This is a genomic window from Shewanella sp. SM23 (assembly GCF_025654295.1).
Taxonomy (GTDB): Bacteria; Pseudomonadota; Gammaproteobacteria; order Enterobacterales; family Shewanellaceae; genus Shewanella; species Shewanella oncorhynchi.
In genome coordinates, this window is the sequence record NZ_JAKKRM010000003.1 from 158,355 (window position 1) to 170,334 (window position 11,980).

Below are 11,980 nucleotides of genomic sequence, written 5' to 3' on the forward strand. Positions count from 1 at the left end.
TTGTTTCAAGCTGTAAAACATAAGTTATTTGTCATAAATGTTAATCGAATGTAAGGATGGCACAGGTGCACTAGTATTTTTATTTTTTCCTTTGAAACTTGATCAAAGTCATTAATTTAGCGCAAATAAACAGTATAAAAAATCGGATATCATGAATATAAAAAACCCGTTTCTACACCTAATTCAAGAATAAATGCGTATGCAGGATTAGAGATTAGAACTGAAAAAACTACCTGCATTGGATCAAAAAAATTATTAACGTTCACCACGAGTATCATCCTGAAACGATGGAAACTGAAGTGGCCATACAATACTTAACCTTCCTTATCCATAAATAAAATATGGCTCTCAATACGCAAAAAGTTGTGCTCAACACATTAATCTATTTGTTACGGAATCATCTGTATCATAAGCTTGGAAATTTAATTTTTTTGCTATGCCACTAAGCAGTGATATTCATCCACCGTTTTATCACTTTCAGAAGTCTTATAACGATTAAATGAACTTATTAGCCATAACAAACAAATAATAGAGCAGTGCTATAACGGACGATTGTGGATCTCAAAATACCTAAGATTACCTATGCAAAATATTGATATTCAAAAATACTTAGTAACACGGTACATAAAGCCCAAATAGCTAAACGTCTTACCAACGTACTTTAAAGTACAATGTTGCAATCCAGTTATTTCAAACTGACCGAGATATTAGCCGTCGTCAATCCATTGGCAACTGCCACCCTATTGACAGTCTTTTGCAACAATTTCGCATAATCAATCACTTGAGAAAATCTTATCATTATGATGAAAACTTAAAGTTTGTTTTTGTTATTTTTAATTACAAAAAAATATATATATAAATTTCAATGCATTGCTAACAGCAAAATCAATCAAAAACCCGTATATGAAGTCGTAAATTCGCATTCACTTATTCACGTTTATCACATAAAAAAACAAATATTTTAATAGAATTTGGTTACAACTCGTTACAATTTGAATTTATATGCACTATAAATGCCTATTAAATCTAAATACTTACCAACCGCCATACTGTTAACAAATCATTTACAAATACTGTGGTCGCAGATAAATTCACTAACCGAGTAGCATCTGAGTCGTAGTTATTCTTATGAAACATAAAATAATAATGATTAACACTAAATTGACCATGGAAGAAGAACATGACAATCAACAGAACCACTAAAATAGCGTTAAGCCTTTCAAGCTTAGCTATTGCGATCTCAGCCGGTGTACAAGCAGCACCACAAGCCCCAGGTTTTGCCGCAGCATTACAAGCACAAACCTCCCCACTGCCAAAGCGTTACATTGTGAAGTTTAAAAACACTGATGCCGCGGCCATCATGTCAGCCAATAGTGTGCAATCAACGAGTGATCTGCAGTCACTCAATGACGCGACAACAGATACGCTACCAACCACAATGAATTATCAGCCACAAATGGCTGAAATCAGTGCCCAACATACCGCATTAAATAAAGTACAAGCGAAGGAAATGAAGCGTATCGGCCGCAGTAACAGTTACTCGGTGAAACTCGATGCCAAAGGGATCAATGCCTTAAAAACTCGTGCTGATGTGGAATATGTCGAAGAAGATATGCCACGCCGCTTTCTAAGTGAAAGTACGCCTTGGGGCCAAACTTTTGTGGGAGCAACCCAGCTAAGCGACAGCCAAGCGGGCAACCGCACTATTTGTATTATCGACTCAGGCTACGACCGTAGTCACAGCGACTTAGGTGGCAATAATGTCACAGGGACCAATAACTCAGGCACGGGTAACTGGTTTGAGCCGGGCAATAATAACGCCCACGGTACCCACGTTGCGGGGACGATTGCGGCGATTGCCAACAATGATGGCGTGATCGGCGTTATGCCAAATCAAAATGCCAATATTCATGTGATCAAAGTGTTTAATGAATCTGGCTGGGGCTACTCTTCATCCTTAGTCGCTGCCGTAGACACTTGTGTCACCAACGGCGCCAATGTTGTCACTATGAGTTTAGGTGGTTCAGGTTCTAGTACCACTGAGCGTAACGCTCTGGCCGCCCACTATAATAATGGTGTTCTCCTGATTGCTGCTGCGGGTAACGCGGGGAATAGCACTCACAGCTACCCAGCATCCTACGATGGCGTCATGTCTGTCGCCTCTGTGGATAACCATAAAGACCACTCAGCATTCTCCCAATACACTAACCAAGTGGAAATATCAGGCCCTGGTGAAGCCGTTCTATCGACTGTTACCCGTGGCGAAGGCCGTTTAGCCGATATCACTATCGGCAGTCAGTCTTACTTTGACTCAGGTGTCGTGCCGCACAATCGCCTGATATCCTCTGGTGGCAGCTATGTCCCCGCACCATTTAACGGTACCAGCACTGCAACTTTGGCAGAATGTACCGTTAGCGGCACAAGCTTCAACTGCGGCAACATGACCAATAAGATTTGTTTAGTGGAACGTGTTGGTAATCAAGGCACTAGCTACCCTGAAATTAACGCAGCTAAAGCCTGTAAGAATGCGGGTGCCAGTGCGACGATTGTTTACAGTAACGCGGCATTACCCGGCTTACAAAACCCCTTCCTTGTGGATGCTAACAACGAAATCAATATGGTTTCTGTATCTGTTGATCGTGCAACAGGCTTAGCACTGCGCAATCAACTGGGCGCCACAGTCACTGTCAGCAACCAAGGCAATAAAGATTACGAGTACTACAACGGTACATCTATGGCGACACCGCATGTGTCAGGTGTTGCGACCTTAGTGTGGAGCTACCACCCAGAATGTAGTGCGGCGCAAGTCCGTAACGCATTGAAAATGACAGCCGAAGATCTTGGTACTGCGGGTCGTGACAACTACTATGGCTATGGTTTAGTTAATGCAGTTGCAGCAAAAGCCTTCCTAGACGCATCTTGTACTGGTCCAACGGGTCCTGTCGATCCAACCGAACCGGGCGATAGTGTTCTCGTGAACGGTGTGGCGAAAACAGGTTTAGCAGGCGCAACAGGTGAAGAATTACATTTTTCATTTGAAGTTCCAGCAGATGCAACTAACCTAGGCTTTGTGATGAACGGTGGCACAGGTGATGCGGACTTGTATGTGCAATATGGCGCGGCGCCAACCACCACTAATTACGATTGCCGTCCGTATAAAAGTGGCAATAGTGAGTCTTGTCCAATCACCAACGTACAATCAGGCACTTACTATGCCATGGTGAAAGGCGATTCGGCTTTCACTGGTGTGTCGTTAACGGCGAGCTACACAGCGTCTAATGGCGGCGGTACGCCAACGAGCTATAGCAATACTGATAACTATAATATTCCTGATAACAAAGCGGCGGGGATCACTAGCCCAATCACGGTTACTCGCACAGGTGATTCAGGTACTGTGACTGCAGTCGTGAACATAGTCCACCCTTACATTGGTGACTTAAAAGTGCAGCTGATCAGCCCTTCAGGAAAAACGGTTACCCTGCATAACAACACAGGTCTTGGTGCAGACAATATCAATAAGAGCTATACCGCAGATATGACAGGTGCGAATTCGAACGGCGTATGGAAGTTAAAAGCCGTAGACAGTGGCCGTGGTGATGCTGGTTATATCGATAGCTGGGAACTGAGCTTCAAATAAATCAAAATCGATACTCTTACTGATACTTAAAAGTGATAAACGGAAAGAGCCTGCAATTGCAGGCTCTTTTTTTACAAAACATGTTATTCAATATCTTTGAGGATTTCAGGTTCAATCAACACGCTGGTTTCATTATCCGATAACCAAATTTGGCCTTCACTAATCGAAACTTGCAATGCCATATTACGCCCAACAAAGGCTTCCATCGCCGTGACGGACTCTTCGGCAATATTCCACACTTTTAAATTCTGATAACGCTCTAACGCTTGCTGATTCTGTTTCCACCAAATCGGTACACTGCGACCACCATAGGTAAAAAGCTGCACGACTTTGGCACGGCCGCTGGCCTTTCGCAGCCATTTTTCATCGGCCTGACCAAACTCAACCCACAGATCAATTTCACCGGATAGGGTTTTGTCCCATAGCTCTGGCTCGTCATCGACGCACAGACCTTTACTAAAACTTAAGGTTTCGCTGGCATTCACAATAAACGCGAGTAAACGCACCATCATGCGGCCATCGGTTTCGGAAGGATGCTGGGCAAGCGTCAATTGATGGTCTTGGTAATAATTCCGATCCATATCGGCTATCTGTAAATTGACTTTAAACACGGTCGCCTTGAGGGCCATAGTCATCCTAAATGCAGAGTGAAATCCTGAAACAGCGAAATCCTAAAATAAGGCTGCCGAGTCTACCTGAGACTCGGCATTAGCTCAAACGAACAATAGAATACGCCCATGAAATCGAACAAAACGTGCAATCGAACAGAAGGTTAAATCGAACCCAAGGCTGAATCGGTAAGAAATTAAATCGCTCCGGGTCGCAGATGTTTAGCCATGGGAAAATGGGCTTTCAACAAGCTGATTTTTTGCGTATCCGCTACCAGTAGCATGCGCGTACCCAGCTCATACTGTTGACTCAATTCACTGAATGCGGGTAAAAAACCGCGATCTGCGTCGCGGCGAACAAGTTCAGTGAGTTCGACGCTCAAATCCCCTTGGCTGTATATCCAATCGAGGCGCTGTAATAATGGCATGGCGGCGAGCGGCAATAAGTCCACAGACGTTGCATCATCCAACAAAAGGATTTCGCCGCGGCTGACTAAGTTATTAAACGCATTATGGTAATGCTCGGTGGTACGACTATCGAAACGGTCGCCATTGGTATCGAAAAAACGCTCCCAAAATAAGCGGCGTTTCGAGGTTGAATCGAGTTTATCTTGTACTTCGACGCGTCTATCGGCGACAAAATCGAATAACGGTTTGAGTGACTGCGGTAGGCTAGATTCTAAACGCGAGCGAATCGTGCGTGCAAATACCGGTGCAGCGCCCGCAGTGCTGATCGCGACCATTAAACGACCTCGATCCACAATAGAAGGAGTGATGAAGCGGCAAAAGGCGGGATTATCAACAGCATTAACCCAGATACCACGCGCGGTAGCTAAGGTCGCTAACTCGGCATTAAGACTGTCGTTTGCCGTAGCTAAATACACCAAATCATAATTTTGAATGTCGGCATGGACGACTTCACGCTGGGATAACAAAATGCGGCCAGCATCTGCATAACGTTGCACCTCAGGGTTCACCTCTGGCGCTACCACGTGGATATTGGCTTCAGTACGTGTCAGCAGTGCTAACTTACGGCTCGCCACATCGCCCGCGCCCACCAGCAGGACATTTAAGTTAACCGTATCGACAAACAAGGGGAAATATTGCATTAGATGAGATCCTGAACGCTTAGTCCTGCACCACTGGTAGTTGACGCTGTATCCAGCCCTTATAGCCACCAATCATAGAGGCAACGTGGGTGTAACCCATAAGTTGCAGATTATGAGCAGCCAAGGCGGAGCGCGCACCACCCGCGCAGTAGAGTAATATGGGGGTATTTTTATCGGGAAAACGCGCTTCAATATCACGCTCTAAAATACCCCTGCTTAAATGTTTCGCTTGGGGTAAATGATCTTGCAGCCACTCACGATCCTCACGCACATCAACAAGGTGCCAGCGGTCATCGGCCTGATAAGCTTCGATTGTCACTTCGGTGATATTAGGCAGAATAGCGTCAACAAGGGCGGAAAATGCATTGGGATGCTGCATCACTAACTCCTAGATAAGATATTGAATGACATAATGAATGTCAGCTTATCAGCAAAGTGTAATCTTCTCATCCTGCAGACGCAATCTTTCAGCCTCACCGCAAAGCTGAGAAAGTTGCCAGTGAAAGACTAGTTGTGGCTCTCGCTGCGCTCTGAGCTACATTGCCAGCAAAGCTCAAAACTGCCTTCATTAGTCTCATGGCATTGCACACACTGCCATTGCGGACTTTCAACATCCAACGCATTCAATTGAACTTGTGCCGACGCGTATTGGGACTCACCTACCCATAACTCGACGTTTTGCATCCCAGTAGGGAGTTCACCAATGCCGCCTAATAACGCTTCACCTCTGAGTTCAACATGAATGCCACAGGCCTCCAATAAACCTTTCCATGTGTGGGCCTGCAATAAATTACCACCAGCAACTAACACTTTACGTTCTTCCATGCGACATCCTACGGCTACAACTCTCTAGAATATGGGTTGCCGACATCCTACTGCTAAATAGCCGAGGCTGTCGAGCGCTGATTTTTACATCAGTTGTTAAATAAATTAACATTCACTTTTTACAGCATAACTGACTATAACTTTGTGAGTTTGCTAGCAGAATGTCAGATACGCCTCAAAAAATTGATGCAAAAAAAGCCACCTCGTCGGTGGCTTTTTAACTCCAAATTAACCTTTAAGGCATCATAGGAGGTTGATCTGCGCCTTCTTTCTCAATCTCAACTGGCATCATGTGTTCACGATTGATACCCAGTTTAACGGCCAAGAAGCTCGCCACATAGATAGAGGAATAAGTACCCACAAAAATCCCCAACAGCAATGCAGTCGCAAAGCCATGGATCATAGTGCCGCCCTTAAGGAACAAGGCCACAACAGTCACCAAAGTCGTGCCCGTTGTAATAATGGTACGGCTCATAGTTTGACTGATTGAAATGTTAACTATTTCTTCAGGATCGCTCTTACGCAGCTTAAGGAAGTTCTCACGGATACGGTCAAATACCACGATAGTATCGTTAAGTGAGTAACCCACCACAGTCAACAAGCCCGCCAATACGGTCAAGTCAAATTCCAATTGAAATAACGAAAACACCCCTAAGGTCACGATGACATCGTGCGCCAGTGCCGCTACAGAACCAAACGCTAAGCGCCATTCGAAACGAAACGACACATAGATCATGATACAAATCAGCGCAACTAATACCGCCAATGCACCTTGCTCTGCCAGTTCTTTACCCACTTGTGGGCCAACAAACTCAACACGCTTCTGCTGCACTTGTGGGTCAACTTTCTGCGCGGCTTCCATGATAGACTTAACCTGCACATCACTCTTAACGCCTTCTTTCACCTGTAAACGTACAAGTACGTCACGGCTAGAACCGAAGTTTTGCACGATCGCACCTTCGGAATCTGGCGTCGTCAGTTGCACACGCAGCGCATTCAAATCAACCGGCTGAGTAAACTCCATTTCAACAACAGTACCGCCAGTGAAATCAAGACCCCAGTTAACGCCATTAGTTGCGAGCGATACCAGCGAGCCCAGCACTAACACTGCCGACATAATGCTAATAGGCAGTGCATGGCGGAGGAAGTTTACTGTATGTTTTAAGGATAAAACTTCAATCATTGTCACTTCCCCTTAGATAGACAGAGTCTTCACGCGCTTACCACCCCAAATCGCGTTAACGATTGAGCGAGTACCCACGATGGCGGTAAACATAGAAGTCGCAATACCTATCATTAAGGTCACAGCGAAGCCTTTAATCGCACCAGTACCTACGGCAAACAAAATGAGCGCAGTGATGAAGGTGGTGATGTTCGCATCGGCGATAGTTGAGAAAGCATTACCATAACCTTCATGGATTGCCTGCTGTACGCTACGTCCTGCACGAAGCTCTTCACGAATACGCTCATAAATCAGCACGTTGCCGTCAACCGCCATACCGACCGTCAACACCATACCGGCAATACCGGGTAGGGTTAACACAGCGCCAGGGATCATAGACATAACGCCCACAACCATGACTAAGTTTGCGGTTAAAGCCAGGTTAGCAATAAGCCCAAAGCTACGGTAGTAAACCAACATAAAGAGTAAGACAACTGCCATACCCCATACCATAGCTTGCACACCGCTTTGAATGTTTTCAGCACCTAAGCTTGGACCAATGGTACGTTCTTCAACAATTGATACAGGGGCAATCAAGGCACCCGCACGCAGTAATAGCGCAAGGTTTTGTGCTTCACCATGACTTAAGCCAGTGATCACAAAGTTACGGCCTAAACGTGCTTGAATAGTAGCAACCGAAATTACTTCTTCAATTTTCAGCATCTTAACGCTGCCATCGGCATTGCGTTCACCACTGTCTTTATACTCGATGAACAAAGTCGCCATAGGCTTGCCTATGTTGTCTTTGGTCACGTCAGAGAAAATGGTACCGCCTTTAGCGTCGAGGTTGATACTGACCTGAGGACGACTGTACTGGTCAAAGCTAGGTTGTGCGCCAGTGATATGATCACCCGTCAACATCACTTCTTTCTTCAATATCACAGTGCCACCTTCGCGGCGCTGATACACTTCAGAACCCGCAGGTACACGGCCTGATTGCGCAGCATTCGGATCGGCTTTGTCATCCACCATGTGGAATTCAATTGATGCGGTTGCACCTAAGATTTCCTTAGCACGAGCCGTATCTTGCACACCTGGCAGCTCAACGATAATGCGCTCGGCGCCTTGACGTTGTACTACAGGCTCAGCCACACCTAACTCGTTAACACGGTTACGAATGGTAGTAATGTTTTGTTGCAGTGCTTCTTCTTTAATCTGCTTTAGATAAGCTTCACTCATCACAGCTTGCAGCGCGAAATCTTCGCCACGGCTAGCATCGGTGAACACCATATCTTGATTGCGAGTCTTAAGAAAACGCTCGGCAGTCGCTAAGTTTTCAGCATCACGGAACTTGATTTCAATTCCAGTGGCATTAACACGAATACCAGCATAACGAATGGTTTCTTCACGTAATTGTGAACGGAAATCAGCGACTTTAGCTTCTTCCATCTTACGAATCGCTTCGCCCATGTCCACTTCCATGAGGAAATGCACACCACCGCGAAGGTCAAGACCAAGCTTCATTGGGCTACCGCCCATGGACTCGAGCCACTTAGGCGTCGCAGGCGCTAAGTTAAGTGCCACAGTAAACTTATCACCTAAGCTGTCAGCAATCAGTTCTTTAGCCAGTAGCTGTTGATCCGCATTTTGCAAACGGACCAACAACTGACCTTTTTCAAGCTCAGAGCGCTTTACCGCAATGCTCTTACTGGCTAACAGCTCGTTCACACTGGCTTGGGTAGATGCTGTTACTTCAGCACCTCGAGTCGCCACCACTTGCACCGCGTGATCTTCACCAAAAAGGTTAGGTACGGCATAGAAACAACCTATGGCGATGACGAGCATCACCATAATGTTTTTCCACATTGGGTATTTATTTAACACGCCTGAGCCCTCTTGGCTTACAACGACTGGATAGAGCCCTTAGGCAATACAGCTGCAATATAGTCTTTTTTGATCGTGATTTGTGTTGTGTCGTTCAAGCTCAGTAACACGTAATCGCTTTCGTCGCTGATTTTTGCAATCTTGCCTAAAATCCCACCACTGGTTAACACTTCATCGCCTTTGCCTAATGAAGACATTAGATTTTTGTGCTCTTTAACGCGTTTTGATTGCGGACGGAAAATCATGAAATAGAAAATCAGGCCGAAAATCGCCAGCATGAAAATCAGTTCCATCGTGCCGCCACCTTGTGGTGCGCCGGCAGCGCTTGCATATGCATTTGAAATAAACATAGTTTTTCTCTTCTTATTAGCAAAAAATCAATCGACTAACTCTGGTACTTCGCGACCTTGACTGGTATAGAAGTCCGCCACAAAGGCGTCTAATGTACCCGTCTCAATCGCACCGCGCAAACCTTCCATTAACATTTGATAGTATCTCAAGTTGTGAATGGTGTTTAAACGCGCACCCAGAATCTCATTACAACGATCTAAGTGGTAAAGATACGCCCGTGAATAATTTTTACAGGTATAACAATCACACTTAGTATCAAGTGGTGACGTGTCATCTCTATGACGCGCATTGCGTATTTTGATCACACCTTCACTCGTAAACAGATGACCGTTGCGGGCATTACGGGTTGGCATCACACAGTCAAACATGTCAACACCACGACGTACACCTTCAACTAAATCTTCTGGTTTACCGACCCCCATCAGATAGCGAGGTTTGTCTGCAGGAATTTGCGGGCAAATATGCTCAAGAATGCGATGCATATCTGCTTTAGGCTCACCTACGGCCAAACCACCGACGGCATAACCGTCGAAACCAATATCGACTAAGCCTTTTAAGCTTTCGTCGCGTAAATCTTCATACACACCGCCCTGAATAATACCGAAGAGTGAGTTAGGGTTCTCTAAACGGTCAAATTCATCACGCGAACGTCTTGCCCAACGCAAAGACATCTGCATTGACTTGCGCGCTTCATCTTCAGTGGCAGGATACGGGGTACATTCGTCAAAAATCATCACCACATCACTGCCCAATGCATCTTGAATTTGCATTGATTTTTCAGGATCTAAGAAGATTTTCTCACCATTTATAGGCGAACGGAAATGCACACCTTCTTCGGTGATCTTACGGATATCGCCAAGACTAAACACTTGGAAACCGCCCGAGTCCGTTAAAATAGGACGCTGCCAGTTCATAAAGTCATGCAAGTCACCGTGCTTACGCATGATTTCTTCGCCTGGGCGCAACCATAAATGGAAAGTGTTACCGAGCAAAATATCCGCGCCAGTGGCACGTACTTCTTCCGGTGTCATGCCTTTCACTGTGCCGTAGGTTCCTACCGGCATAAAAGCGGGGGTTTCTACTGTGCCACGATCAAAAATTAACCGACCACGGCGCGCACGCCCGTCGGTAGTGTCTAATTCAAATTTCATAATTCACCTCGCCAGATAAACAGTCTGACTACATTTTTAATGGCTAATGCCATTTTGATTAACAATAGAGATGGGGACAGCGTTAAAAGGTTCAATCTTTTAACGAAAAAAATTGCCGCACCATCTCACTTTGGGCGGCTATTTTAAAACAAAATCTTGGTCTAGTGGGCTTTTTTCGTCACAAACATCGCATCGCCATAGCTAAAGAAGCGATATTTTTGCGTGATAGCATGTTGATACGCCGCCATAACATGATCAAAACCGGCAAAAGCACTCACTAACATGATCAAAGTTGATTCAGGTAGATGAAAATTTGTCACCATAGCATCGACCACTTGGAATTCATAACCTGGGTAAATAAAGATATCGGTATCGCCGCTAAAAGCTTTGAGCTCGCCAAGGCTTGCGCGTGCCGCACTTTCTAAGGAGCGCACTGACGTCGTCCCTACGGCCACCACACGTTTACCCGCAGCTTTGGTTTGCGCGATTAAATCAACCACATCCTGCGGCACATTCGCCCACTCGGAATGCATCTTGTGTTCAAGAATAGTATCGACACGCACTGGCTGAAATGTTCCCGCGCCCACATGCAAGGTCACAAACGCGACATTCACGCCCTTGGCTTTTAATGCATCAAGCATGGCATCGTCAAAATGCAAACCCGCCGTTGGCGCAGCAACTGCACCAGGGTTTTGGTTATACACGGTTTGATAGCGCTCTTTGTCGGCATCTTCATCGGGTCTATCGATATAAGGAGGCAAAGGCATGTGCCCTACTGCTTCAAGCACTTCTAAGATGGTTAACTCTGATAACAACTCAAGTTCAAACAAGGTATCGTGGCGGGCGACCATCTTCATTTGATAGCCACCGTCGAGATGGATTAACGAATCCACTTTCGGGGATTTAGAGCTGCGAACATGGGCGAGGATGCGCTTATCATCAAGCATACGCTCAACTAAAATTTCTAACTTGCCACCACTGGCCTTTTGACCAAACATGCGCGCGGGGATCACTCGGGTATTGTTGAACACCATTAAATCACCGGGATTAATCATCCCCAGCAAATCGGTAAACTGTTTGTCGCCTAACGCGCCAGAGTTGCCGTCTAAGGTTAACAGACGAGATGCATTACGCTGCGCCATAGGATAACGAGCGATCAGCTCATCGGGGAGATCGAAAGAAAAGTCTGCAACGCGCATATTGGCCTCTAGATAGCTTAGAACGGCGGCTAGTCTATGGTTAGAGGCCAATAA

The 11,980-nt window shown here is 45.6% G+C and carries 11 protein-coding genes; 2 read left to right on the forward strand and 9 right to left on the reverse strand.

From position 1 onward, the window contains the following. Window positions 1-233: 233 nt before the first annotated feature. On the forward strand, window positions 234-338 hold the full coding sequence (locus L5L98_RS22435; protein ID WP_371135015.1) for a hypothetical protein: 105 nt from the start codon (window positions 234-236) through the stop codon (window positions 336-338). Between the two features lie 842 nt (window positions 339-1,180). Beyond that, window positions 1,181-3,637: a S8 family serine peptidase gene (locus tag L5L98_RS05415; RefSeq protein WP_263139156.1), complete on the forward strand. Its 2,457-nt coding sequence runs from the start codon at window positions 1,181-1,183 to the stop codon at window positions 3,635-3,637. 83 nt (window positions 3,638-3,720) lie between these two features. On the opposite strand, the gene L5L98_RS05420 is transcribed toward L5L98_RS05415, so the two are convergent. The 9 genes from L5L98_RS05420 to queA all read right to left on the reverse strand — a co-directional run bounded on the left by L5L98_RS05420 (window position 3,721) and on the right by queA (window position 11,926). Next, window positions 3,721-4,266 (reverse strand): YaeQ family protein, encoded by a 546-nt coding sequence (locus L5L98_RS05420; RefSeq protein WP_113941666.1) that lies wholly within the window; start codon window positions 4,264-4,266, stop codon window positions 3,721-3,723. A 176-nt stretch (window positions 4,267-4,442) separates the two neighbouring features. Beyond that, complete coding sequence (locus L5L98_RS05425; protein WP_263139160.1) at window positions 4,443-5,354, reverse strand: bifunctional precorrin-2 dehydrogenase/sirohydrochlorin ferrochelatase; 912 nt, start codon at window positions 5,352-5,354, stop codon at window positions 4,443-4,445. A gap of 19 nt (window positions 5,355-5,373) precedes the next feature. Then, the gene (locus L5L98_RS05430) at window positions 5,374-5,733 is read right to left on the reverse strand and encodes a rhodanese-like domain-containing protein (protein WP_028761070.1); all 360 of its coding nucleotides are present in this window, start codon (window positions 5,731-5,733) and stop codon (window positions 5,374-5,376) included. Window positions 5,734-5,861: 128 nt separating this feature from the next. Next, the gene (locus L5L98_RS05435) at window positions 5,862-6,179 is read right to left on the reverse strand and encodes a DUF2007 domain-containing protein (RefSeq protein WP_028761071.1); all 318 of its coding nucleotides are present in this window, start codon (window positions 6,177-6,179) and stop codon (window positions 5,862-5,864) included. A gap of 235 nt (window positions 6,180-6,414) precedes the next feature. Further along, the gene (gene secF, locus L5L98_RS05440; RefSeq protein WP_028761072.1) at window positions 6,415-7,362 is read right to left on the reverse strand and encodes a protein translocase subunit SecF; all 948 of its coding nucleotides are present in this window, start codon (window positions 7,360-7,362) and stop codon (window positions 6,415-6,417) included. A 12-nt stretch (window positions 7,363-7,374) separates the two neighbouring features. Continuing rightward, window positions 7,375-9,225, reverse strand: coding sequence for a protein translocase subunit SecD (gene secD / locus L5L98_RS05445; protein WP_028761073.1), 1,851 nt, complete (start codon window positions 9,223-9,225; stop codon window positions 7,375-7,377). 17 nt (window positions 9,226-9,242) lie between these two features. Beyond that, complete coding sequence (gene yajC / locus L5L98_RS05450; protein ID WP_007649452.1) at window positions 9,243-9,575, reverse strand: preprotein translocase subunit YajC; 333 nt, start codon at window positions 9,573-9,575, stop codon at window positions 9,243-9,245. A gap of 27 nt (window positions 9,576-9,602) precedes the next feature. Continuing rightward, on the reverse strand, window positions 9,603-10,727 hold the full coding sequence (tgt, locus tag L5L98_RS05455; protein WP_006082277.1) for a tRNA guanosine(34) transglycosylase Tgt: 1,125 nt from the start codon (window positions 10,725-10,727) through the stop codon (window positions 9,603-9,605). A 161-nt stretch (window positions 10,728-10,888) separates the two neighbouring features. Then, window positions 10,889-11,926, reverse strand: a complete 1,038-nt coding sequence (queA, locus tag L5L98_RS05460; protein WP_198572755.1) for a tRNA preQ1(34) S-adenosylmethionine ribosyltransferase-isomerase QueA — start codon at window positions 11,924-11,926, stop codon at window positions 10,889-10,891. Window positions 11,927-11,980 lie beyond the last annotated feature (54 nt).